Annotated in this window: 19 protein-coding genes; 6 read left to right on the plus strand and 13 right to left on the minus strand. The window is 41.5% G+C overall.

Features of this window, described 5'->3' with window-relative positions; genetic code table 11:
• Window positions 1-421: 421 nt before the first annotated feature.
• Both HC643_RS06290 and HC643_RS06295 read left to right on the plus strand, forming a co-directional pair.
• Window positions 422-1,570: a sensor histidine kinase gene (locus HC643_RS06290; RefSeq protein WP_038084784.1), complete on the plus strand. Its 1,149-nt coding sequence runs from the start codon at window positions 422-424 to the stop codon at window positions 1,568-1,570.
• 91 nt (window positions 1,571-1,661) lie between these two features.
• The gene (locus tag HC643_RS06295) at window positions 1,662-2,954 is read left to right on the plus strand and encodes an FAD-dependent oxidoreductase (RefSeq protein ID WP_038084782.1); all 1,293 of its coding nucleotides are present in this window, start codon (window positions 1,662-1,664) and stop codon (window positions 2,952-2,954) included.
• 287 nt (window positions 2,955-3,241) lie between these two features.
• On the opposite strand, the gene HC643_RS06300 is transcribed toward HC643_RS06295, so the two are convergent.
• The 7 genes from HC643_RS06300 to HC643_RS06330 form a co-directional block, all read right to left on the minus strand.
• A complete protein-coding gene (locus HC643_RS06300; protein WP_038084780.1) occupies window positions 3,242-3,619 on the minus strand; it encodes a hypothetical protein in 378 nt (125 codons plus the stop codon).
• Window positions 3,591-4,178 (minus strand): Panacea domain-containing protein, encoded by a 588-nt coding sequence (locus HC643_RS06305; RefSeq protein ID WP_038084778.1) that lies wholly within the window; start codon window positions 4,176-4,178, stop codon window positions 3,591-3,593. Before HC643_RS06305 ends, HC643_RS06300 begins: the two co-directional genes overlap by 29 nt.
• 362 nt (window positions 4,179-4,540) lie before the next feature.
• On the minus strand, window positions 4,541-5,320 hold the full coding sequence (pstB, locus tag HC643_RS06310; protein ID WP_050046365.1) for a phosphate ABC transporter ATP-binding protein PstB: 780 nt from the start codon (window positions 5,318-5,320) through the stop codon (window positions 4,541-4,543).
• Between the two features lie 46 nt (window positions 5,321-5,366).
• The gene (gene pstA / locus HC643_RS06315; protein WP_038084776.1) at window positions 5,367-6,245 is read right to left on the minus strand and encodes a phosphate ABC transporter permease PstA; all 879 of its coding nucleotides are present in this window, start codon (window positions 6,243-6,245) and stop codon (window positions 5,367-5,369) included.
• Between the two features lie 223 nt (window positions 6,246-6,468).
• Window positions 6,469-7,461: a phosphate ABC transporter permease subunit PstC gene (gene pstC, locus HC643_RS06320; RefSeq protein ID WP_038084773.1), complete on the minus strand. Its 993-nt coding sequence runs from the start codon at window positions 7,459-7,461 to the stop codon at window positions 6,469-6,471.
• Between the two features lie 321 nt (window positions 7,462-7,782).
• Window positions 7,783-8,826, minus strand: a complete 1,044-nt coding sequence (pstS, locus tag HC643_RS06325) for a phosphate ABC transporter substrate-binding protein PstS (protein WP_038084772.1) — start codon at window positions 8,824-8,826, stop codon at window positions 7,783-7,785.
• A gap of 158 nt (window positions 8,827-8,984) precedes the next feature.
• Window positions 8,985-9,671 carry a MotA/TolQ/ExbB proton channel family protein gene (locus tag HC643_RS06330; RefSeq protein WP_050046364.1) on the minus strand — a complete coding sequence of 229 codons (687 nt, stop codon included), beginning with the start codon at window positions 9,669-9,671 and terminating at the stop codon, window positions 8,985-8,987.
• A 210-nt stretch (window positions 9,672-9,881) separates the two neighbouring features.
• Between HC643_RS06330 and HC643_RS06335 the strand changes: the two genes are divergently transcribed.
• From HC643_RS06335 to HC643_RS06345, 3 genes are all read left to right on the plus strand, one after another.
• Window positions 9,882-11,393, plus strand: coding sequence for a UbiD family decarboxylase (locus HC643_RS06335; protein ID WP_038084769.1), 1,512 nt, complete (start codon window positions 9,882-9,884; stop codon window positions 11,391-11,393).
• A 128-nt stretch (window positions 11,394-11,521) separates the two neighbouring features.
• Complete coding sequence (locus tag HC643_RS06340; protein WP_050046363.1) at window positions 11,522-12,142, plus strand: hypothetical protein; 621 nt, start codon at window positions 11,522-11,524, stop codon at window positions 12,140-12,142.
• A gap of 448 nt (window positions 12,143-12,590) precedes the next feature.
• A complete protein-coding gene (locus HC643_RS06345; protein ID WP_038084767.1) occupies window positions 12,591-13,292 on the plus strand; it encodes a Uma2 family endonuclease in 702 nt (233 codons plus the stop codon).
• A 154-nt stretch (window positions 13,293-13,446) separates the two neighbouring features.
• Here the strand turns inward: HC643_RS06345 and HC643_RS06350 are convergent, their stop codons facing one another.
• Window positions 13,447-15,171, minus strand: a complete 1,725-nt coding sequence (locus HC643_RS06350; protein WP_038084765.1) for a hypothetical protein — start codon at window positions 15,169-15,171, stop codon at window positions 13,447-13,449.
• 11 nt (window positions 15,172-15,182) lie between these two features.
• Complete coding sequence (locus tag HC643_RS06355) at window positions 15,183-16,205, minus strand: hypothetical protein (protein ID WP_038084763.1); 1,023 nt, start codon at window positions 16,203-16,205, stop codon at window positions 15,183-15,185.
• 376 nt (window positions 16,206-16,581) lie between these two features.
• Between HC643_RS06355 and ssuD the strand changes: the two genes are divergently transcribed.
• A complete protein-coding gene (gene ssuD, locus HC643_RS06360) occupies window positions 16,582-17,742 on the plus strand; it encodes an FMNH2-dependent alkanesulfonate monooxygenase (protein WP_038084761.1) in 1,161 nt (386 codons plus the stop codon).
• A 314-nt stretch (window positions 17,743-18,056) separates the two neighbouring features.
• Here ssuD and HC643_RS06365 read toward each other — a convergent pair whose 3' ends face one another.
• The 4 genes from HC643_RS06365 to HC643_RS06380 all read right to left on the minus strand — a co-directional run bounded on the left by HC643_RS06365 (window position 18,057) and on the right by HC643_RS06380 (window position 24,422).
• Entirely contained in the window at window positions 18,057-20,888 is a 2,832-nt protein-coding gene (locus HC643_RS06365; protein ID WP_038084759.1) for a zinc-dependent metalloprotease, read from the minus strand.
• 191 nt (window positions 20,889-21,079) lie between these two features.
• Window positions 21,080-21,715, minus strand: coding sequence for a uracil phosphoribosyltransferase (upp, locus tag HC643_RS06370; protein ID WP_038084757.1), 636 nt, complete (start codon window positions 21,713-21,715; stop codon window positions 21,080-21,082).
• A 99-nt stretch (window positions 21,716-21,814) separates the two neighbouring features.
• Window positions 21,815-23,074 (minus strand): URC4/urg3 family protein, encoded by a 1,260-nt coding sequence (locus HC643_RS06375; protein WP_038084754.1) that lies wholly within the window; start codon window positions 23,072-23,074, stop codon window positions 21,815-21,817.
• An 88-nt stretch (window positions 23,075-23,162) separates the two neighbouring features.
• The gene (locus tag HC643_RS06380) at window positions 23,163-24,422 is read right to left on the minus strand and encodes a GTP cyclohydrolase II (RefSeq protein ID WP_038084751.1); all 1,260 of its coding nucleotides are present in this window, start codon (window positions 24,420-24,422) and stop codon (window positions 23,163-23,165) included.
• Window positions 24,423-24,634: the final 212 nt, after the last annotated feature.

Here is a 24,634-nt window from a genome sequence, read left to right on the forward strand (position 1 = left end):
TGCACGGAGGAGAAGCATTTTCTCCGTCAAAATACGTAAAAATTTATTAAAGTTTAACCAACCCATCAAAATCACAAGCGTTTTATCTCTCAATATCGAGCTATAGCAGTCTTAAATGAAATATACAAATAAGAGTGAAGACTGCTAATGGCTAATTGCTAATAGCTAATTGCTTTTTGACCATTAGCTATTAGCCTTTTCCAAATGATTTCGGGATTGCAGATTGCTATGTTAACGCTTAAACCAAATTCTCGTACCTACAGTCTGTTGAAATTACCTATGTCATCCCTCAAAGAAGAGGTTACTGTAGAAAAAATGATTATAAATTGTGCTGGCGCAGGTAAAACCCTAGGTTAAGTACTCTTTGTAGGGCACTTATACAGCATGACATAAACAAAACAACCGTTAAAAAGTAATCATTATGATATTAATCGTAGATGACGAACAGCACAACCTACGTATTCTATCTAGCACCTTAACTCAGCAGGGGTATGAAGTCCAGTGTGCCAAGAACGGGGAATTGGCTTTACTAACAGCACGAGAAACCTTACCGGATTTAATTCTGCTAGATATCATAATGCCAGATATGGACGGGTACAAAGTTTGTCAACATCTCAAAGCTGATGCAGCGACTCGCGATATCCCAGTTATCTTTTTAAGTGCTTTTAATGAAACTTTGAATAAAATAAAAGCGTTTGATGTTGGGGGTGCAGATTACATTACAAAACCTTTTCATGTAGAAGAAGTTTTAGTTCGCGTGAAAAATCAACTGGAGATCCGGTTGTTGCAAAAGAAACTTATAGAAAAAAATGCTTTGCTGCAAACAGAGAACTACGAACGACAAGAAGCACAACGGAAGCTCGAACAAATAACCGCTGAGTTAAAACGTTCAAATCAAGAACTCGAGCAATTTGCTTACGTAGCAGCTCACGATTTACAAGAACCATTACGAGCAATAACAAGTTACACTCAGATCCTAGCTTTGGAATATCAAGATCAGCTAGATGAAACAGCAATTGAGTACGTGAATTTCATCGTAGATGGAACAATACGAATGCAGCAGTTAATTCAAGACTTGCTCGCCTATTCCCGTGTAGGGACTCGTGGTAAAGCATTTGTACTGACTGATAGCAACGTTGTGTTAAACCAGGCTTTGAAGAATTTGCAAGTCGCAATTGCTGAGAAGCATGCCATTATTACCTATGACCATTTACCAATAATTCTAGGCGACAAAATTCAATTGATACAACTTTTTCAAAACTTAATTAGTAACGCTATTAAGTTTCATCGGGAAGAGTTTCCTCAAGTTCATATTTCTGCTCATTTAAAAGATCGGGAATGGCTATTTTCTGTAAAAGACAATGGAATTGGCATTAAACAAACTTATCTCGATCGCATTTTTGAAATTTTCAAACGTCTTCATTCTCGTCAGGAGTTTCCCGGTACAGGTATCGGTCTAGCTATTTGCAAAAAGATTGTCAATTTCCATCACGGGCGCATTTGGGCTGAATCTGAGTTAGGGGTGGGTACAACGTTTTACTTTACTTTTCCTGATTCTACCATCAGTTAGATTTTTACCGATCTCTAATCCTTACCCCCTATAAAACTGTTATCATCCCAGAAAAAGCGCTCCTCGTTTAAAGTCGCTATTGATAATAATTATGGTTAAAAAAGTTGCGATTGTCGGTGCAGGACCTAGCGGGCTCTTGCTTGCTCACTACTTGTTACGCCGTGGCGATCGATATAAAATTGATATTTATGACCGCCGCAGCGATCCTAGAAGAGTCCCATTCTCAACCTCAAGAACCTTTCCCATTTCCCTCAACGAAAGAGGAATGAGCGCCTTGAGAAATATTGAGGGTTTGGAGGAGGCGATTGAAGCTATTAGTGTGAAAATGACTGGAACGATTTTTCACCAAAAGAACGGTACGCAACGGTTAACACCTAGAAAAAAACCTCTCACGACTCTAGATCGGACTAGTTTAGCGATCGCTTTGTTAGAAAAGTTGACTGAAAAATATGATAACAGCCAGCTTAACACTCACTTCAATTGCCAATGCACATTTGTGGATTTTAGCGAGAAGAAGCTAAAGTTTCAAAACTTGGAGTCAGAAACAGATTTTGATGTTGATTGCGATATTTTAATTGGTGCAGATGGCTCCCGTTCTGCAGTCAGAGAATATTTTCTGCATACTAAAGATTTTCATTGCGAACAAAAGTACGTTCCCAATAACTATAAATCTATTTTTCTTCCTCCTCTTAAAAATGCAAAAATTAACTTAGAACAAGGCAAAATTCACTCGTGGATACAAAAAGATGGTACATACGTAGTTTTACTACATCAACGAAACGGAACGATGAGTGGCGTCATTTTATTTGTTCATAGTAAAAATCAGATAGATTCTCTCTCTAGCACAGAAGAAGTGATTGCATTTTTTCAAAATAATTTTCCAGAAGTTGCTCAACTGATGCCACAAGAGGAGGCTGAAGCTTTTCTTGCTAGACCAACATCAAGAATTTTAACAGTCCGTTGTAACCGCTATCACGAAGGGGATAGTGCTTTGTTAATTGGAGATGCTGCCCATGCTGTATCTTCTTCTATCGGTCAGGGTTGCAATGCTGCTTTAGAAGATGTGGTTTTGTTAGACGGACTTTTGAATGAATATTCCGACAATTTTGCCTTAGCAATCGAACAATTTACTGTTCGTCGAAAACAAGACGCCCATGCTTTAGTAGAGCTTGGTGATAACGCTTTTCCCTCAACTACAGGATTGTTTATTGAGTTTGCTTTACGGGAAAGCGTTGCTAGATTTTTGCACAAAATATTCCCGAAATACTTTACACCTCCTATTTCAGAGTTGATATTTGAAACGACAACTCCTTACTCAGAAATCTTGAATTTATACAAAGGTTGGATTTCCAAAGTCAAAAAATCAAATGCTTCTCTTCAGTAAGGTTTTACAATGTAGACAAGAATTATGGTTACCTAGTAGTTCGTTGTTTACCTTTTCATTGATGGATTGATAAGCTAAGACGCACTTAAATTTTAAAGCCAACAACCTCATAGCAAGGTTTTCAAGCTTAAAAAAGTACAATTTAGATGCGCGATAGCTTAGATAATGATGATGCCAATTCTAAAAATTAGCACCGTCACTCACTGCCGATCCAATTTAATATTGTGACGCTCGCTCATCATAACCACCTTCGTTAGTACCGATATAGTAGTTTTGCCTTGGCTATGCTAACAGTCTAAAATTTCCCTGATAACACTTTTTATATCTTTATCTCCGGGGCGTTTGGAAAATTGCTCGTGACTGTAAATCCATACAAGTTTAATTACGCAGTTATTAGCATTGATTAAATACATTAATCTAATTTGACCAGAAGCACCTTTAGAAACCTTTAACTCTAGCTTATGAAAAGTCCATCCTTCGGGTAATTGAATCTTACTAGGTAAAGGTTCTTGACGAGAATTGATAGGATATTGGTCTTCAATCAAACCTTCTAAAACATCTCCGATCCTCTCAATAAAATTAGTTCCAAGAACTTTAGCAAGTTTTTTGAACGAGCGTTTGAAGTTTTCAGATTCTTCAATCAAGAAGTGAGTTGAGCCAGTCACGCACTTCTCCTTTGCTTATACGACGCGAAGCTTCCAACGTACAAGCATCTTCCAACACTTTAGATATGACTTGTTCATACGCAGGATTCTCTCGTTCTATGACATCCAATTTCTGATGACCCAATGCTTTCATGTCTTCTAAAAGAATAGGTTCAGTAGAACTGGCTTCGGAAGGTAATCCCCTACGAGCTTTTTTCCAAGGAAACTCTAAATGTGTCATACCACTTAAGCGATAAGCATGGTAGCCTCCAAAATATTCCCAAACTTCTTCCAAAAGTTTTTTCTTTTTATCTGGAATCTGTAATAAAACGTCTTTGCCAGGAATGGGTAATTGATTAGCTTCAAATTCACTATAGAATTTATAAGCCGGAGGACAGACGGGACCGTATCGCCATGCTTGGATAACCTCATCAAACAATGGCTCATCGTAAAGTGCCAAATGTATACTCTGGGCATAATATAAAAGCTTTTGAACTTTCATGTTAGTCATTTCAGCTTCTATACCTTCTTCATAAGCTCTAACTATAAAGTAGCGAGCTATGATGAGACAATTTATCATACCCAAACCTGCTACTCAAAACAAAGGCTTTTTTTTCAGCTATATTTAAGTCTAATACCAATTTTATGTGAAGTTGCACATTCTTGACCTCACTATAAGGGTGGGGCTACACAAACAAAGCCTGCCTTTGCAGACTAATAAGATGCGTCTTTATAGAAAATTGGTATAGCTTACACAACTATTATAGTCTAAAACAAACTTAATAATACAAAAGTACTAATTTAATAAAAATTTATCCGTACTGCGGCAAAGGTTTGTGACTAAAAACTTTAAAGCACAGTTAACACGCCACTTTGCCAAAATGTAAAGTGACCTGTTACATATATAGTACTTGTACCGTTATTTATATAAAAGGAAACACCTTAACCAAAACGCCCGGAGGTATAGTCACGGGTACGAGTATCAAGGGCATTACTAAATATTTGAGTGGTTTCTCCAAATTCCACCATTTGACCGATGCGACTTTCATCAGTACTGAAGAAAGCAGTGTAATCTGAAACCCGCGCTGCTTGTTGCATATTGTGGGTTACGATCGCAATTGTGAGTTCGTCACGCAAACTGTGAATGAGTTCCTCAATTTTCATTGTGGCAATGGGATCGAGCGCCGAACAAGGCTCGTCCATCAACAAGATTTTTGGTTTTACAGCTAAAGCACGAGCAATACACAATCGCTGTTGCTGACCGCCTGAGAGCCCCAACGCTGATTTGTGCAGTTTATCTTTTACTTCTTCCCAAATAGCTGCACCTCTGAGGGCTGATTCCACAATTTCATCTAATTCTGCTCTTGGACGCCAACCTGCAATTCTAATACCGTAGACCACGTTATCGTAAATACTCATGGGGAAAAGGTTTGGTTTTTGAAACACCATACCTATTTGGCGGCGCAGACGGTTTAAGTTTACGCGGGAAGCATAGATGTTTTGACCGTAAAACTCTACAGAACCATCCACCTTTACAGGACCTTCTAACTCGCTAATGCGGTTGAGACATTTAATAAACGTTGATTTACCACAACCACTTGGACCAATGATGGCTGTGACGTGGTTTTCATAGATATCCATTGAGACACCTTCCAATGCTTTGGATGTGCCGTAGTAGAAGCTGAGATTCCTGACTTTGATGGCTGGGGTTAATTTACTCATAGGATTTAGATACGACACAAAAAATCACACCACTTTTAAAGGTCACTTAAGCGTTTCTCTTTCTTGTAAAGATACGAGAAAGAACACTAATTATTAGAATCATTCCAACTAAAACCAGAGAAGTCGTCCACACTATGGCTGTTTTTTCTGGTGTGGGGTCGTTGTACAGATTAAAAATTAACACTGATAGTGAGGCTGTTGGACTATTTAGCTCGGTTGACCAATCTAAACTAAACAAGGAAGTAAAAATTAAAGGAGCTGTTTCACCCGCAGCACGAGCAACAGCTAGTAAAACCCCTGTAGTGATAGCAGGTAGTGCAGCCGTTATAACGACACGAAATATAGTTTGGAAGCGAGTTCCTCCTAAAGCAGCCGATCCCAGACGCATGGTGACGGGAACAAGTTTTAAAGCCTCTTCTGTAGTAAGAACAACAACTGGAAGCATCAGTACTGCCAATGCAAAACCGCCTGCGATCGCGCTAAATTGCTTCGTTGTTAATACAATGACACCAAAGGCAAAAATCCCTACCACAATAGAAGGAACTCCTGTAAGAACAGAAGCCACGAAACGAACAAGGCGTCCTATTTGGGTACCTTTGCCTATTTCTGAGAGATATATACCCGTCATAATTCCTGTAGGAACACTAAATAGTGCAGCTATTGACACCATAATTAGAGTCCCGACAATTGCATTTCCAAAACCATCGTAAATGACAGGTGTCACAAACATGGATGGTTTGAGACTCTTCAACCCCCGCCCGATGATTTCCCATAAAAGTGATACCAAAGGAATCAAAGCTAAAGCTGAAAGCAAGAATGCTATTACAGTCATTCCATAGTTAAATACTAGCCTGATTGGTGGTAGAGGACTATATATTTCTGCTGCCACGGATTTATTTCTTTCAGACTCTTGATGACCGGTCATATCTCATTACGCCTTTTTCTCTTCAAACTCCTTGGCAACTTTCGTGTCTTTCTTTAGACATAATAACCTGAAGAAAGTACTGCCAATCGTTTAGTAACAAGTAGTTTATGTAACATTTGTCGTAAATCTCTTCGACCAATTTGAAAAGAGAATGTGACAGATAATAGGGTGAGATGAGGGCATTCTCAATCCAAAATCTAAAATCCACTCATCCAAAATGGTATTACTTATTTTTGCCACCAACAAACTGTACAACTGCTAAAGCACAAATATTGACAGCTAAGGTTACGGCAAACAAAATCAAGCCTAAATATGTTAGCGCTCCAATATGTAATGGATCTTGCGCTTCAGCAAACTCGTTAGCTAAGACAGAAGGGATCGTGTAGCTCGGATCGAGTAGTGATGCACTGATTTGAGCCGAGTTCCCAATCACCATAGTCACAGCCATTGTTTCCCCCAATGCTCTCCCTAAAGCGAGCATTGCTGCACCTACAATTCCAGAAAATCCAGTCGGTAGTATGACTCGAAAAATGGTTTCCCAACGAGTAGAACCCAAAGCCATCGATCCACTGCGTAATTCTTTTGGAACCACAAGCAAGACATCACGACTAATAGCAGCCATTGTAGGTAAGATCATAATTGCCAGAACGATCCCTGCAGTGAGTAAGTTGAAACCTGCTGGACTTGGCGTGTTAAACAAAGGTAACCATGCAAAAGTTGCGGACAACCAAGTTTCTAGAGGTGTCAGTACCGGAATAAATACATACACGCTCCACAAACCAATGATGACACTGGGAATAGCAGCGATGATCTCTACGATAAACGCTAGGGTTGTTCTTGCAGAAGGCGGGATAAAATTTTCACTCGTGACTAAAGCTACTGCCAATCCTACAGGTACAGCTAATAACATAGCGATCGCACTGGTGACGATAGTTCCGTAGATATAAGGCAATGCACCAAAAAGCAAATTACCTGCATCCCATTCCTGACTCCACAAGAACCCCAAGCCAAACTTTTGAATAGCTGGTAAAGCTTGTTGAAAAACGATCCAACTCATCCAAAACAATACAGCAACTGTCAGAGCAGCAAATACATAAACTAGCCAAGTAAATCCCTTATCAATTAAGAAACTTTGACCGCTAGTCGCTGTAATATCTGTACTGTCATCGATTAAGTTTCGTTGATTGTTATTAGCTGGTTCTGAGGAATTAGCCATTACTCATTAGAAGATTAAATTCTCGTCATGACACATAGGTGAGCAAACAGCCCACCAAAGTTAGGAAATTGTTATTTGCTAATTGCTAATTGCTAATTGCTAATGGTGAGACCAGAGAAAGCAGGCGGTGAGTTCAGTGCTGCAGGCGGGTTTCCCGCGCCCTAGCGACTGGCGTATAGCCCTGCGGGCATAGCCTGCTTGCGGCATCGCGGAGTGTGCGCTAAGCGCTTAGCGTCTCCGCTCCTGAGATAGGGCTAACGGCTAATACAACAATTAGCAATTAGCCATTAGCAATTAGCCATTAGCAATTAGCCATTAACACTACTTAATAGCACTATTTACTGTTTGTATTACCTTTTGTGCCGTAGATGCTGGAATCCTAGTATAGTTCAGGTCATCATTAATTTGTTGACCGTCAGTTAATGCCCAGTTAACAAAGTTTTTCACAGCAGATCCTTTAGCAGCGTCGGGATAATTTTTATAAACCAACAGCCAGGTTAGACCGACAATGGGATAACCTTGTGAGGGATCTCCAACAAAAACTCGGTAGTTGTCAGGGAAAGTGACAGTTGACAAAGCTTGGTTGGCTGACTCTAAAGAAGGAGCTACATATTGTCCTGTTTTATTCTGTACTTGTGCTGCGTTCAGTTTGTTTGCTGTAGCATACGCGTACTCAACGTAACCAATAGATCCTGCGGTACGAGAAACGAGATTAGCAACACCTGGGTTTCCTTTCCCTTTAAGAACATTGGCGATTGTCCACTTTGGAGCAGTTCCAGCACTCACTCTGCCCTTAAAGTAAGGACTGATTGTACTTAAATGAGTAGTAAAAATAAAGGTAGTACCGCTACTATCAGCGCGAACAACGGGTTTGATGGGCTGATTTGGTAGATTGACACCAGGATTATCTGCTTTGATTTGAGGGTCATTCCAGTTAGTGATTTGACCTGAGAAAATACCTGGTAAAGTCTTGCGGGACAATTTTAGATTGTTGACACCAGGAAGATTGTAAACAACAGCAACAGCACCACCCGCAGTAGGTACTAGGATAGCTCCTCTGCTGACTTTACCTATCTCTGCATCAGTCATTGCAGCATCACTAGCACCAAAGTCTACAGTTCCAGCAATGAACTGGCGAATACCCGCACCACTACCAACACCTTGATAGTTAACACCCAGCTTTGGATACTTTTTCTTGATTTCACGCGCATAACGTTCGTACAAAGGAGCAGGAAAAGTTGCTCCTGCACCATTAATAGTTTGTGCTTGGGCAGTAGTAGCTGTAAAAGAAGATCCGACAGCAATAACAGCCGTGACAGCTGAAGCAGCAACTACACGATTCAAAACGGTAGCCGATAATTTCATATTGCTAGGTTATTAATGATTATTTGTTTTTGGACAACACAGCAAATAAGCTACAATAATATTGGTTAAGAAAAAGCTAAGATAAGTTTAAACAGAGGTTAAATATTTTTTAAATTTCTATCTACAAATCAGCAAGCATTGACTGCTCGATAATTACTTTAATTTTCATCTATCGATTGATTGCTATTGACTGTTAATTGTTCGCTGTGAATTGTTAACTGGACGTTATTCCAACGTTGCAAGTAAATAAGTTCTAATTCATAACCCACTTTAGAAAAAAAGTCTATTTGCCGGAATTGCAAAATTACAAAAATTCTGAAAATTACAAAAGCAATAATCGCCAGGGCAATTCCGGTTGTAGAGGTTATAAGTGCCTCTGCCAGACCAGTAGTGACAGCAGAGAAATCAGTTGTGTTGCTTCCTGTCTTAATATGCTTAAAAGCAGCAATCAAACCACTTGCTGTACCTAAAATACCTAACAAAGGCGCGATCGCAATAGCACTTTCTAGCAGCCGATTACCCCGCCGCATTTCCAAACATTCTTTATCGCAAGCCGCTTTTACAGCTAAATGAAAAGTTTCGGGGGTCGGATTCCTAAGTTTCAATGGCTCAACCAAGAAGCGACCAATCGATAAATCTTTTGCACATAGAGCGATCGCTTCTGCTTCCTCCAGACCTATCTCGGCTGCTGCCAGCACTTTCCGCACTAAACGACGCTCTCGAATCGTGAGATTACACCAGAACCACGTCCTTTCCAGCGCACAAGCTAAAGTCACGATAGATAAAAACAACAGAGGCCACATCACGAGACCGCCTGCCAGAAATGTATCGTATATTACGGTCATACTGGATTTTTGGAAGCGTTTGCTGGTAAAAAATAATGCATATTCTTACTAAAGATACATGAAATTCTTTATTTTGATAGTTAAGAAATATTAAAATTAAGATTAATGTTTAGTTAAAATACGGAAAGCTCTTGTTCGCCGTGAGTCACCACGAGTAGAACAAGGGAGAGAGGACTGATAATATAAGAAACGCTTCATACTTCTTAAACAATGGCACGAGACTTACGGGGATTCATCAAACTGTTGGAAGAAAAAGGGCAATTAAAGCGAATTTCAGCCCCAGTCGATCCAGACTTGGAAGTTGCCGAAATTGCCAACCGAATGCTTCAAAAAGGGGGACCGGGGCTTCTATTTGAAAATGTTAAAGGAGCATCGTTCCCTGTAGCAGTCAACTTACTGGGAACAGTAGAACGGATATGCTGGGCAATGAATATGCAGCATCCTCTGGAGTTGGAGGAATTGGGGAAGAAATTGGCAATGCTGCAACAGCCAAAACCACCGAAAAAGATTGCTCAAGCAGTGGAGTTTGGGAAAGTTCTGTTTGATGTGTTGAAAGCAAAACCAGGACGCGACTTTTTCCCCGCCTGTCAGCAAGTAGTGATTCAAGGGGACGAGTTAGATTTAAATAAATTACCTTTGATACGTCCTTACCCCGGAGATGCGGGCAAAATTATTACTCTGGGGCTTGTGATCACAAGAGACTGTGAAACGGGAACGCCGAATGTAGGTGTATATCGCTTGCAGCTACAATCCAAAAATACCATGACCGTTCACTGGTTGTCAGTGCGAGGTGGTGCAAGACATTTACGCAAGGCAGCAGAACGTGGGAAAAAATTAGAAATTGCGATCGCACTGGGTGTAGATCCCCTAATTATTATGGCAGCCGCAACACCAATACCCGTGGATTTATCAGAATGGTTGTTTGCAGGGCTTTATGGTGGTTCCGGCGTGCAGTTGGCAAAGTGTAAGACAGTGGATTTGGAAGTCCCCGCCGATTCGGAATTTGTTTTGGAAGGGACAATTACCCCAGGAGAAGTTTTGCCAGATGGTCCCTTTGGGGATCACATGGGTTATTACGGCGGTGTAGAAGATTCGCCTCTGATTCGCTTCCATTGCATGACTCACCGCAAAGACCCAGTTTACTTAACCACATTTAGCGGGCGTCCGCCAAAAGAAGAAGCGATGATGGCGATCGCGCTCAATCGCATTTATACACCTATTTTGCGGCAGCAAGTCTCAGAGATTGTGGACTTCTTCTTACCTATGGAAGCTTTGAGTTACAAAGCAGCCATCATATCCATAGATAAAGCATATCCGGGACAAGCAAGACGTGCAGCTTTGGCATTTTGGAGTGCTTTACCACAATTTACGTATACTAAGTTTGTGATTGTAGTAGATAAGACAATCAATATTAGAGATCCGCGTCAAGTGGTATGGGCAATAAGTTCTAAAGTCGATCCCTCACGAGATGTCTTTATTTTACCCAACACACCCTTTGATACTTTGGATTTTGCTAGTGAGAAAATTGGTTTGGGTGGAAGGATGGGAATTGATGCAACAACAAAAATTCCTCCAGAAACAGAACATGAATGGGGTGATTCCTTAGAATCCGATCCAGAAACCGCAGCAATGGTTGATAGACGATGGGCTGAGTACGGTTTGGCAGATCTACAGCTAGGCGAAGTCGATCCAAATTTATTTGGTTACGATTTTAAACAGTAAGCAGTCGTGCAATACTATTTGCTTCTCTCGTTCCCAGGCGGAGCCTGGGAATACAATCTCCGAGGCTCAGCCTCGCGTAACAAGTAGTTACTAGGCGCAATTCGCTGTATCGTGGTGGGATTAAAGTTATGGGATATAGTATCCATTACCAATTTAATGCTGGCGATCGACCTATTAATGAAATCCGCACTATCTTACATTCATTACATCACCACGCACAACTGCTTCCCTTTACACGGGTAGATGATAATGTCATTGAGCTAGAAGGAAAAGACTGTGTTTTCAGTTCTGAAAATAAAAAATCTTCACTCCTGACTCTTCAAGCCATTAACCATAATTTTGCTACAGGTGAATCTATATCCCCTACTCATATAATTGGATTTGAGACACTTCCAAGACCAGGATGTGAAAGTTTGGCTATTTTTCTAGGATACTATTCTCAGTATAAAAACTGGATGGCAACAGGACATTGCAAAACACAATTTGCATCTCTACCAGAATATGGAGGAGACGCTAATTTTGTTTTTGCTCATACTTTAGTTGTTGAAATGTTAGATCGAGTTCAAAGTCTAGGAATTTTAGAAAATGTTTATGATGAAATTGGATATTGGCAACAACGAGACTTACTCTGTTTAGTTGAGAGAGATTCAGTGGAATTCCTTCGTCAAAATATTGTACAATTACTGCCAAACTCATCATCTGACTTTGTACAAAAGCTACAGCAACAGATCGATAAACTCAATAATTAAATTCAAAAGCTTGTCGGTTAAGCTTAAAAATACGAAAATACGCAGGTAGGTTGGGGAGCCACTCGCGTGCGGAGAGAAGTTGCGGCTTGGGGGTTTCCCCCAATAGCAAACTTCGGAGGGTTCCCCCCGTTGAGCGATGTGGCGTTTGAGAAACAAAACCCAACTGCTAAGTTCCCATCACGTTCTGTTTCTACATTCAGAGCAGCAATAATTTCCCTACTGACAAAACTTAAGTGTTGAATATAAGAGATTTTCGTACCCAGTACTTTTTAACCTAAGTGTGCAAGTGCTGCAAATCTATAGGTTTTTATATAAACATCTGGCGATCGGTTTTGTTGCATAATTTCTTTCTGTACCCCACGTAAGTGGGAATTGCTATAATTGGTAAGAGCTTAAGTAATACAACTGCTAAAATAAATCCATAAATCATTGATGCCGTATCCGTTCTATGACTATAGCTCAAGAATTAGATGCTCTTGATGGCATCTCTCCAGATGTTGTATTTCCTCCTGGCGATCTATACAGTGACGAACCTCCCTTGGAAACAGAACTCCACCTACGACAAATAATTTTACTTTTGATATGTCTGGAATGGCTGTGGCGAGATAGAAATGATTTTTATGCGGCAGGAAACTTGACTATCTACTATAGCCCACGGCAACTCAAATCAGAAGATTTTCGAGGTCCGGACTTTTTTGTCGTGTTAGGAACCCAACGCAAAACCCGCAAAAGTTGGGTAGTCTGGGAAGAAGATGGCAAATATCCGAATGTCATTCTAGAAATTTTGTCGGACTCAACAGCTAAGACAGACAAAGGTTTAAAAAAAGAAATTTATCAAGATACTTTCCGCACACCAGATTATTTCTGGTTCGACCCATACACATTAGAATTTGCGGGATTTCATTTAGTTGATGGAGAATACCAACCTCTGCAACCAAACGAACAAGGACATTTGTGGAGCCAACAATTAGGATTATATTTGGGAATTCATCAGGGTTTATTGCGGTTTTTTACACCAGATGAACAACTAGTACCAACACCAGAAGAAACAGCGCAACAGACAGAAAAAAAACTAGAACAGGAAGCTGCAAAAGCAGAGCGTTTGGCAGCAAAATTACGGGAGTTAAATATCGATCCAGATACAATTTAGCCTCATCTTCAGCGATTATTGCAGCTTGTAACGATTTACTATTATATGGGCTTCTAGTCTGCTACTAAATACAGTACGGGCGAGGACGCCCGTAACACAAGATGGATAATTTATTTCTTGAAAAACCCTAATTACAATCGGCGATTATTTGTTACTAGTTAGATGCAGATGCTATTCCAATGTCGGGAACTGGGAGAAGAGCATCACCTGTTTCATTAATCGCTGCCAAAACAGGATCGCTAATCACCGATCTTCTTCTAGCAATGACTAAATCGTAAAGTCTTTTGAGTTCGGCTTGGCGAGTTGCTCGGTCGTTCTTGTTTAACTTTTGGTCAATACTGTTACTATAGGCTTGAACACGTTCCTTAAGAACTTGTAAAGGATTGTCATTTTTCAACAACGCTAAGAATTCACCTGCTGTTGAATCGCTTGATGGGTTAGCTTGTTCTATAGCAGCAATGACTTTTCGAGTTAAATCATCTGGAAACCGTTTGACACTCAGAGGATTTGTACCTGTTTGTAGTGGTTGAAAACTAAATTGTTCGGGAATAAATTGCAACAATTCTTGTCTTTTTTCTGAAAAGACTGGTGTTTCTAAATCAACAGCCATCACAGCAGCCACAAACTCAGGAGTCATAACTCCTTTGTTCATCAGTTGTGCGATCGCACTGTTATCAACATGACTGGCTTCTGGTACAAACCAAGCAAAATTCGCATCTCCTGGCTTTCCATCCAACCTGACTCCAGACTGAGCTAATAACTGTCTGTATTCTTCTGGTTTGACCTTAGCTAAATTACTAAAGTTCAAACTTTCTGATATCCCTAAACCTTGTGAAATCGAAGGTGAATTACCACCGATTAAATTGGCGTTAAGAAAGAAAGTATTGGGAATTTGAACATCGGCAAAAGGTCCGGGTGTAGGAGTACTGGCAAAAGGATGTAAGTTTCCAACTTGTTGATTGCTGCTGATTAAGTTAAATTCAGTAGTGTCAAACAGAGGGCGTAGAAGGCGTTTTCCTTGAATAACTTGTTGACTTCCACCAGAATTTGTAATTGGGCTACCATCATTATTGCGAGCAATACTTTCCTCAATTCTTTTTTCATTAAACTGATTGATTGCAGGAAGAATGAAGTTAGTTTCCAGTGTTTCAGCACCGCTTAAACTTTGGGCAATTCTAGAATTATTGCCAGCCTTCCAATCTAACTTTAAGTAATTGGCGTTAAATGCAAAGGAGTGCCAGTTATTCCAAGGGAAAGCCAGTTCTTTCATCACTGGCGCACCATTAATGTGACATTGCAAGCAGGTTCCGCTTCGTTGAGCGGGTTGCAGTAAATCGGCTTGAACACTGGAGTTGCGAAATTTCCAAGACAATCTTCCTGGCGTTCCTTGTTGGTCGAGCTTGTAGTAGTTGTAGCGACCTCGCTGACCATCCCAACCTAAAGCTTCAATGGATTGTACGTCGGGAAAGGTCTCGGAGTTAAAGAACACGGAGAGCATAACGTTTCGATCTAGCCTTTGCCCTTGATTGTTACCCGTGAAAGTCAGTACGGCTCTTCTACTTGCTGGTTGACCGCTCACGGTTGGTTTAGAATCGACAATAGTTTCATCGACAACGAAAGTTCGCTCTTGCCCTTGTTGTCCTTTAATCAAATTTTCTATTTCAGCTAGATTTGTAACATCTGCGTGCTCTTTTAGAACGAGATTAAAAAGTGGATCGCCTAAAGAACTTAAGGTACTTGAAGCTACTGGCTGAACATTTGCTCCCTCTTGTCTTTGTTCTAGACCCAGAGGAACTGGTGCAGCTTGAGCAAACGCAAGCTTTGTAAAGACGAAAAAACAAAATACGAATGCGATCGCTGTTTTGATAAATTTATGCATTTTACGTGCTCCTAAACTTGACCGATTAACCGTGAGGATTCTTCTCCAGTTGCTGCCCAATCGGGAAGTGCTGACTCTGGAGCTGCAATGACAGATGCTCCAACTGTTAACTGTGCTGCTACTTGTGCTCCAGTTGTGATGGTTGTATTTTCAATGGTCACCCCTTTTGTGACATCAAGGACAGCACGGCGACCGTTACGGCTGATAACCCAAGCACCTTGATTTTCATTTGGATTATTGATATCGATTTCTTGACCGTTAATTTTCCAAATCCCTTCAAGCCCGGACATTTTGATACCTACTGGATCTTGCAAGCTTAAACCGCGATCGCTACGGGCTAAATTTTGAGAAGCTTGGCAAATAGCTGGATCTGAGTTGCGTCCGGGGACGCAAGCTGTTTGCCCGCAGATTGCTGATGCGGGAATATCCAATCTAGAGATGGCACAAGGCTCTACTAAGCCGAACAATGCTTCTACCGTGTTATTCGTTTGAGTGAGACAAAGGATTCCTTTTTGTCCGTTGTTCCAAGGATTTTGTCTCAAGTGTCTGCGAAATTGCTCTGCACGCTTTTGCGGTGAAGCAGATATAGGATCGAATCCCAGACCAAATAATTCCTCAAGCGTGGGATTTGCTTCTGGAATCGTATCTTGAATTCCTGCAATCAAAGCATCAACACTAACTTGAGCTAAGGCTTCGTAATACTCTGGAAACTCAGTCGTAAAGGTAACTTGCGTGACTTTTCCATCTTGAATCTCGGTATGCCATTCAACATACTCATCTTGCAGATTAAAGCGATCGCTATCAATAATCTCAAATGGTCTATTTGCAAGTTTGGGAAATGCAATCCAATTAATTGTTTCAACTTGAAGCCCTGTTTCGTTAGTAAGTCCTTCAAAAGCTTCTAGCAATGTAAAAGCAGAATTCAGTCTGAAAGCAGAGCGCTTGTAGAGCCGATCGATTTCAGTCCTATATATTTCTAGGGCATTTTGACGTTTAAGAAAATCTGAACCTGTGGGATCTGTATATGCAAACATCGAATTTCTATGTAATAGTTGATATGCTTTTTTTACATTTTCAATATGAAAATGTATGAGAATGCCAGCATGGAGCTAAATAGAAAAGCTACTTAGCGATGGTTCGCTTGAAGAATCTATTTCTGTTAAAATACGCAGATGCTATGTAAACCCTTGTACAAGCTTAACTCAATTTATTTGTGTTTCTTGTTACTTTTTGTATAAGTGTTTTCCCAAGTTTGTTATGGATTATCTACAGATTTAGCAATTCGCATTCCGCTCAAACTGCAAAAACTTAAAACAAGTGTTATAAATCTTAAAATATAAATTTTCTACGGTAATATGCTTGACTTGCCGTAGATTAGTATAAAGTATTGACTGAATATAAATAAGTATCATGCATCTTCTTTGGTTTATCCCAACTCACGGCGACGGACGTTATCTTGGAACTACGATTGGCGGGCGATCGGTAAGTTTTTCTTACCTGCGTCAGATTGCTCAAGCTGTCGATCACTTAGGCTTTACTGGAGCATTGTTGCCTACAGGTCGCTCTTGTGAAGATGCTTGGGTTTTAGCATCCACTTTAATGTCTCACACGCGTCAAATGCGTTTTCTGGTGGCAATACGTCCGGGGCTGATGTCACCTGGAGTTGCAGCAAGAATGGCAGCTAGTTTTGACCGTCTCTCGGGTGGTCGATTATTGATTAATATTGTCACGGGTGGCGATCCCGTAGAATTGGCGGGAGATGGCGTGCATCTAAGCCATGACGATCGCTATAAATTAACAGATGAGTTTTTAACTGTATGGAGACAGATAGCAGCCGGTGAAGTCGCTAACTTTCAGGGTGATTATCTCAACATCCAGGAAGGAAAATTGCTCTTTCCTCCCGTTCAGAAGCCTTATCCACCTTTATGGTTTGGTGGTTCTTCTCCCATTGCCCAGCAAATTGCTGCCAAGCACGTTGACGTGTACTTGACTTGGGGCGAACCACCCGCTCAAGTGGCTCAAAAGATTGCCTCTGTTCGCGAGCTTGCAGAAAAAGAAGGCAGGAAATTAAAGTTTGGTATTCGGTTGCACGTCATCGTAAGAGAAACCGAGAGTGAAGCTTGGGATGCTGCTAGCGATGTGATTCGATATGTGGATGATGAAGCGATCGCACGCAGCCAACAAGTTTACGCTCGTATGGATTCTGAAGGACAGCGCCGCATGAGCCAATTGCATAAAGGTAACCGAGAAGCCTTAGAAATTAGTCCAAACTTGTGGGCAGGTATTGGATTGGTGCGAGGTGGTGCGGGAACTGCTCTTGTTGGCGATCCGGATACAGTTGCAGCCAGAATGTTGGAGTATCAAGAATTAGGGATTGATACTTTTATCCTCTCTGGATATCCCCACTTAGAAGAAGCTTACCGAGTCGCAGAACTGTTATTCCCCCGCTTACCTTTAGAGAATTTACCAGTTGTTGAACAGCAACAAGTTATTAGTCCTTTTGGGGAAATCGTTGCCAATCAGGACTTTCCAAAGCAGCAACCACAAAAAACAGCTGCAACTGTAGATTAATACCAAATCCGTTTTTATAACCCCAATAAGCCCTAGTGATTAGAAATCACGGCTATACAAACAAAGTCCGCCTGCGCGGACTAAATTATAAAGGTGGTATAAGACGCGGATTTAGTATTATCTCTCGTTCCCAGGCTCAGCCTGGGAATGCCTGACTTGGGAGGCTCCGCCTCCTGCACTCAGCCAGAAGAGGAGGTGCGAGGCAAAGCCTTGGCGTGTGAACGAGGATAAAACAACTGCAACCGTAGACTGTTACACAAGGGATAACACCCAACTTCCTTGAGGGAGAAGAGTTGGGGATGAGGGCACAATTGTTAGTAAGACAGCAACCTTGCATTGAGCGCTTTATAAATGCGATCGCAAGTTTCTTCTAAATGAGCCAGCGTGTAAATATCAAGCTTTTCACCTTGTTGTTGCAAGCTAGATTCTACAGCTTTTTGCAATTGGCGCAATTTATACCAAGCGATTGTACGACCATCTTCAGGGACATTTACATTTCGCAGTACCATTGCCAGCAAGACATTGAGATGTTCTCGCTGTAACGAACGGCGAATGCTAGAAATTGGTTTGACTTCCCTTTCATTTAAGACTTCTGTCCAAATACCGTTTTGAAGAGTATCGAACAGTTCCGGGATTGTCAACACTTGCCCGGAAGGAGTTTTCAATTCTATGTCCCGCAATCGATTGAGACGTTCGCCATCTAAGAGCGATCGCAAGACTCCACTTTGAAAATGCAAAATCCGTTCGTGAATTGGATAATCAAGGCGCGAGACAGGGATGGGATGTCCCCAGTGTTGCCAGCGTGATGGTGCAAGTTGATTGAGGAGTTGCGGTGAGAAGTTGAAAGCGTCTCCTGAAAAAACATATTCTTGCAATTCTGTCAATGCTTGGCGCTGTTTTTCCAAAGAAACCGGTAGAAATGTCCATTGAATATTATTATCACTAGCATGATGACGCCCAAAAGACTGTCCGCCAATATACTGAGTTAGTAAAGTAGCATTCCGAAAATAGTACTTGAGAACCTTATTAAACAATACGCGCAAGTCACTGTAGCTCTCTCCTTGCAATGGGTAACGCCGATCCAGACGTTGTAACATGACGCGAGCATTATCCATTTGCCATTGAGCATAAAGCAGCACATCACTACTCATGTCCCAGACATTTGCCAGAGGATTGATATCCCAGATATCTTCATCAGTTGCATAAGATAATTCTGGTTGAGGCGAAGCCACAGCAATTTGCTCCAAAAAAGCTTTTTCAGCAAAAGGAGTGACTGCTTCAGAACTTAAATCTGGATATCTTTTATAACCGTACTCAATTGCCCATTCATCGTAAGGACCAACGACTGCTGGAAAATAATCGCCTTGTTCCGTTCCTTGAGGTGCTATGTTTACGGGCAGGTAATCCATCACCGAACCAACCAAACCTTTCGTATGAGTCACTTCAGTGTTATTTAATTCTTCAGGAGATAACATTGTGCTGCCGTGAAAGTTGTGGCGCAAACCAAGAGTGTGACCAACCTCGTGAGCAATGAGCGAACGTACATATTGATGTACGTAGTTTTGCATTTGGTCGCTGCTCGGAACTGTATTTTGTACCAGTGACAGTGCTAGCGCCCCCATAGATGCTTGAAAAGAAGACTCCATTCCATAGCAGAAGTCATCCAAACCTTTGGTAATATTACGTTGAGAAGACTGATTGTTAGAGTTAACAACTAGATATTCCGACGCAGAGACTTTTTCTAACAGAGGTTGCGGAGGTTTGTAACCAGCCCTACTCTCCAAGGGTGGTGCAGGTGGTTTGTGACAAGCAACATCTTCAGACTGAGCAACATAACCATCGGTAAGGGATGAATTTGCTTCCATCAAGGCACGATATTCTTGCTGAATCGAACGCACCATACTTGCATCGACAATGATATCTGCGTCCAAGATTTCGCCAGTAAATGGATTCACTCGCACTGGTCCTCTAGCAAAACCTGCGTCTAGCGAATTAAACCAGCGAATGGTGTTGTAGCGTACATCAGCTGGATGCCATTCAGCATCATCCGGCATTTGCCGTACTTCAAGAGCATTTTGGAATCCAGCTTTTTCAAAAGCCTTGTTCCACATAAAAATCCCTTCCGCTATAGCGTCGCGATACTCCAAAGGCACTGCATTTTCAATCCAAAACACAATCGGCTTCTTTGGTGGCGAGATTTGAGCGCTACTATCCGATGGCTCAAGATGCCAGCGATTGATATAACGTACAAACGGCTCTTTCCCTTGCTTTTTAGAGAAGTCTTGGAAAGCAGTGATGAAATACCCTACTCTATCATCAGCCAGTCTGGGAACATAGCCATTGTTTTCAGGTAATTGGGAAAAACTATAATGCACTTTCAACGTCAGTGCTCTACTATCGGGTACGGTAACTAAATATGCACCTTCGGGCGATGAAAACCCATAAACGGAATCAATCTCTACGTTCTCAGGAAAGCCATTAATCTTGTCAAAATAAGACCTATTTTCTTCCAAATGATAATCTGCTTGCAAAGAATATTTTAGTAGAGAAGTTAAGCCAGGAAAATCCTGCATGAGGAGGTCATTTAAACTAACAAGAATATTTTTACTGTATGGGTCGATACAAACTATTTGAAGTGCATAAAGAACTGAATCGCTGAAAGAACGAGCAAGCGATCGCAATTCTGGTTCATTTGATTCTGTACGAAATTTAACGTTACGAATAATAAAATGTAAACTGTTGTTTATGTGACGGAAGTAAAAGAGAAAATCCTGTAAAGGCAATCCACTGTAAATACCGCTTTCTCCAATACCTGATTCTAACGTAACTATACCCAAGAAGTTTTTATCTAGCTGTTCCGCTTTAATTTCCAAGTATGTTTTATCAGAGTCTTGATGGCGATACAGCGTAAAGAGACCCTCTATCTTTTCCGCATTTTTAACGATCTCGAGATATCGCCTAAAATCTTCCCTGTTGCCCTCTTTTAGCAGATTATCAGCACTGGCTAAATTCTCAACACCTGGGATTGTATTCAATGGCTGCACGTAAACACCAGAAAGTTGATTAGCGCCTGCATAGTTCTCCCCTAACAATAGGCTGCATAATAACAAGATACAGATTACCGTTCTTTTAATCCAGTCTCTCATCCTTTCGCTTCCCGTAACACAGCAGCCTTCGTGTTTTGCAGCTGCTTAAATATTAATAGAGTAGCTGTTTTTATTTATTTAAGGTAGTCGTAATTTTACTAGAATTATTAAGAGCTAATGGCTAATGGCTGAGAGCTAATGGTGTTTAAACAATTAGCCATTAGCCATTAGCCATTAGCAATTAAAGAAAGCTACTTCGTACCAAATAACCTATCTCCCGCATCTCCCAAGCCCGGTATGATGTACCCGTTCTCGTCGAGATACTCATCTACAGCTACAGTATAAATGGGTACATCTGGATGAAACTCAGTAAAATGTTTCAGACCTTCTGGTGCAGCAAGTATGCAGACAAATTTAATAGATAATGGATTGGTTGATTTTAGTCGTTCAACAGCTGCTACTGCTGTATTGCCTGTAGCCAGCATTGGATCGACGACCAACACATCTCGTTTGTCCACATCTTGAGGAACCTTGAAATAATACTCAATGGGAACTAAGGTTTTGGGGTCGCGATACAACCCGATATGCCCAACTCTTGCGGTAGGCATCAGTTCTAACATCCCATCTAAAATTCCCTGACCCGCCCGTTGGATAGAAACAATCACCAGTTTTTTCTCTGGCGCAAGGACTGGTGCATTCATTGGTCCTAGAGGTGTTTTGATGAATTCGTCCTTTAAAGGCAAATCGCGAGTGACTTCATAAGCTAACAATAAGCTAATTTCTTTAAGAAGGGAGCGAAATTTTGCCGTACTCGTTTCAGCTTTACGCATTAACGTTAGTTTGTGTTGAATTAATGGATGATTGATGATTGTGATTTGCTCGTGCATATTGGGGACTGAGTAAGTTGGTTTCCCCGACTTCTTATAGAAGTCGGGGAGCTTGCAGTGCTTGAGTTCTAAAATAATGACCCGGTCAGGCGATCGATGTTAAAATACCGTGCCATCGCTTTCTATTTGGATGGGAGGAGTCGCGCCATTGCGGAGTTCGGCAGCAATTCTTCGTCCTGCTGTCCAAGTTCCACCTTGCAAAACTTTCACCAGTGGCAATTCTTCAGCATTCACGTTCAACTTTTGGCGAATTGTGGCAGCAATGGAATCTAAAAGTATCACAGTCAGCGCACGCCATTCTACAATCGCTTCTGAAGAAACCGGGTTGGCTTTTAGCAAAATATCTTGGTTTTTAATGTTTATCAGCCCCAAGTCAAGGCATAAACCTCCATTGCGGTATTCTGCCAATCCCGTGAGAGCATCCAAACCAGTTATTTTTAAACCGAGTTCCTCTAAAGGTTCTAACAAGGAATAGGTTAACCATTGGGACAGTTTGTGAAATGGCACTAAACCATCATCAGTGACGTCCGGGTGAAACCAGACATCCCCCAAATTAATACCAGCAACTTCTACTCGTCCAGACCAGATATCACTCAATCCTTCCAGAACTGCACCCAATACTGTTGCCGCATCTAAATGATTGTTAAAAGTTTTTGTCATTAAATATCGTACCAGATTACCCGGACGAGGATCTTGTTCTCCAAAGAGGTCAGGTGAAGAGACTAGGGAACGACCTAATTTTTGCAATAACTTCAAACGTCCAGTCATTCCCACAAGGGGATTTTCTGCACTCACAGCAAACCCTTGTGCTAATTCCCCTTCAGTTAACGCCTGCAAGCGTTCGGCATTCACTTGCAAAGGTGCTGTGTGACGTTCGCTTGCAAAAGTTCCCGCACAAAACATTTGAAAACTAGCAACTGCTAACCCTTCAGAACGCTTAAAACGCAGTTGAGTTTCCGGTTCGTCATAATACCAACTTTCTCCGGCTCCTGCATCCAGTAAAACACTGACGATCGCCAAATCAAATTTGGCAATCGCCTTTTCTAAAGGCGTCAGATTTGTCAATCTCTCATCCAAAATTGACAAACGAGGTACGCCACCAGCTTCAAAATGTCGCCAACGGCTGTGAAAAGGAATTTTAAAATCCGGATATTCCTCTCGCATCACCCCAATCGTATAATCAGCTACCCGTTCCAATTGAGACAAATCGCAATTGAAATAACGCGAATGACCTTCAACCGCCAGTTTGTATAACTGTCCGCAACGTTCTCGAATAGCAGTAGGCGATCGCAAATAAGCAACCAACTCTCTCTCGTCTTTCCTCTGTGACCTCAGCGCCTCTGCGGTTTTTCTCTCCATTTTTCCCTTCCTAGCGATACACCCTCAAAAAGTATGAAGGATAAAGTATAAAGCTTTTTCTGCCTTATCCTTCATCCTTCTTCATACTTTAGCCTTCCAAAGAACGTCCTTGAACAGATGCCAGCGCATCCGCATCTAATACCTCAGATGTGGTATAATAACCTGCTGCTTTTTTCGCTTCTATTTCTACTCGCGCATCTTGAGGAATCAATTCTTCTGGAATGGGAACTCGTTCCACCACCTCTATGCCTGCTTGAGTGATAGCGTTGTATTTCATATTACTCATTGAAACCAAGCGGTCAATACGAGCCACGCCCAACCAGTGCAACACATCCGGCATCAGTTCTTGAAACCGCATATCTTGAACACCCGCCACGCATTCAGTCCGACTGAAGTAAGCATCAGCGCGATCGCCCCCTTCTTGACGCTTGCGAGCATTGTATACTAAAAATTTCGTCACTTCTCCCAAAGCCCGTCCTTCCTTGCGGCAGTAAACAATGATACCAGCACCCCCTTCTTGTGCTGTTTGGATGCAGACTTCTATTCCGTGGACTAAATAAGGACGGCAGGTACAGATATCTGACCCAAAGACGTCAGAACCATTGCATTCGTCATGTACTCTAACTGCTAGGGGTTTATTGGGGTCGTCGATCGCTGCTACATCCCCTACAATGTATACAGTAACACCTCCAATGGGTGGTAAAAAGACCTCAAGATCGGAACGCGTCACCAATTCTGGAAACATACCCCCCGTTTGTTCAAATAAGGCGCGGCGCAATTCTCCCTCTGAAATTTGGAAGCGCTTGGCCATTCCCGGTAAATACCAAACTGGCTCAATTGCTGCTTTAGTGACAACTAAATCGCCATTGGATTTCATAATTTTGCCATCAACTTGCAAGCGTCCATTCGCTACTGCTTCTTGCAGTTCGGGTATGTTGATATGAGCTTTAGTGATAGCAATTGTCGGGCGTATATCATATCCCTGTTCGTAATACGATCTAAAGACATCACCAACATTTGCCCCAAATGGGTCAAGAGATACAATTTTATCTGGATCGAACCAGCTTGGATGCGGTCCAATGCCCTCCACTGGAGACGTGTTAGTGAGATCGGCCCTGTGATCTGATTGAAGTGCTCCGCTTGCTACCGCCAATGCTCTATACACCGCATAACTACCAGAATGGGTACCAATGACGTTACGGTGTGCTTGCTGAGTTAAGGTAGCTACCACCGGACCCCGTTGCATGGGATCGACTTCTCCCCACTTGATAGGAATTGGTTTGGGACCAAAGCGACTGGGATGCGAAGTGAGAACAATATGCCTGTAGATGCTCTTTTGCTTTGGCATAGTCTTTAGTTTTCGTGTTTTTGCGATCGATTTTTAGTATTAACGATTTATCAATAACTACTAACACATTTCTATTTGGGAAAATGTGAGATACTATTGACCAATCGCTAATAAATCTAAAGATTGAGTCCGCCATTATATCGTATTAGAGACTACAGAAGAGTATGAAGGATAAAGGACAAAGGGGGAAAAACTGCTATTCTCTGTAGAAA

It is taken from the genome of Tolypothrix bouteillei VB521301, assembly GCF_000760695.4.
Lineage (GTDB): Bacteria > Cyanobacteriota > Cyanobacteriia > Cyanobacteriales > Nostocaceae > Scytonema > Scytonema bouteillei_A.

Bases quoted from the DNA above. Each gene is read 5' to 3' on its own strand.
- HC643_RS06290 (WP_038084784.1), top strand. From the start codon at position 422: ATGATATTAATCGTAGATGACGAACAGCACAACCTACGTATTCTATCT.
- HC643_RS06295 (WP_038084782.1), top strand. From the start codon at position 1,662: ATGGTTAAAAAAGTTGCGATTGTCGGTGCAGGACCTAGCGGGCTCTTG.
- HC643_RS06305 (WP_038084778.1), bottom strand. From the start codon at position 4,178: ATGATAAATTGTCTCATCATAGCTCGCTACTTTATAGTTAGAGCTTAT.
- pstB (WP_050046365.1), bottom strand. From the start codon at position 5,320: ATGAGTAAATTAACCCCAGCCATCAAAGTCAGGAATCTCAGCTTCTAC.
- pstA (WP_038084776.1), bottom strand. From the start codon at position 6,245: ATGACCGGTCATCAAGAGTCTGAAAGAAATAAATCCGTGGCAGCAGAA.
- pstC (WP_038084773.1), bottom strand. From the start codon at position 7,461: ATGGCTAATTCCTCAGAACCAGCTAATAACAATCAACGAAACTTAATC.
- pstS (WP_038084772.1), bottom strand. From the start codon at position 8,826: ATGAAATTATCGGCTACCGTTTTGAATCGTGTAGTTGCTGCTTCAGCT.
- HC643_RS06330 (WP_050046364.1), bottom strand. From the start codon at position 9,671: ATGACCGTAATATACGATACATTTCTGGCAGGCGGTCTCGTGATGTGG.
- HC643_RS06335 (WP_038084769.1), top strand. From the start codon at position 9,882: ATGGCACGAGACTTACGGGGATTCATCAAACTGTTGGAAGAAAAAGGG.
- HC643_RS06340 (WP_050046363.1), top strand. From the start codon at position 11,522: ATGGGATATAGTATCCATTACCAATTTAATGCTGGCGATCGACCTATT.
- HC643_RS06345 (WP_038084767.1), top strand. From the start codon at position 12,591: ATGACTATAGCTCAAGAATTAGATGCTCTTGATGGCATCTCTCCAGAT.
- HC643_RS06350 (WP_038084765.1), bottom strand. From the start codon at position 15,171: ATGCATAAATTTATCAAAACAGCGATCGCATTCGTATTTTGTTTTTTC.
- HC643_RS06355 (WP_038084763.1), bottom strand. From the start codon at position 16,205: ATGTTTGCATATACAGATCCCACAGGTTCAGATTTTCTTAAACGTCAA.
- ssuD (WP_038084761.1), top strand. From the start codon at position 16,582: ATGCATCTTCTTTGGTTTATCCCAACTCACGGCGACGGACGTTATCTT.
- HC643_RS06365 (WP_038084759.1), bottom strand. From the start codon at position 20,888: ATGAGAGACTGGATTAAAAGAACGGTAATCTGTATCTTGTTATTATGC.
- upp (WP_038084757.1), bottom strand. From the start codon at position 21,715: ATGCACGAGCAAATCACAATCATCAATCATCCATTAATTCAACACAAA.
- HC643_RS06375 (WP_038084754.1), bottom strand. From the start codon at position 23,074: ATGGAGAGAAAAACCGCAGAGGCGCTGAGGTCACAGAGGAAAGACGAG.
- HC643_RS06380 (WP_038084751.1), bottom strand. From the start codon at position 24,422: ATGCCAAAGCAAAAGAGCATCTACAGGCATATTGTTCTCACTTCGCAT.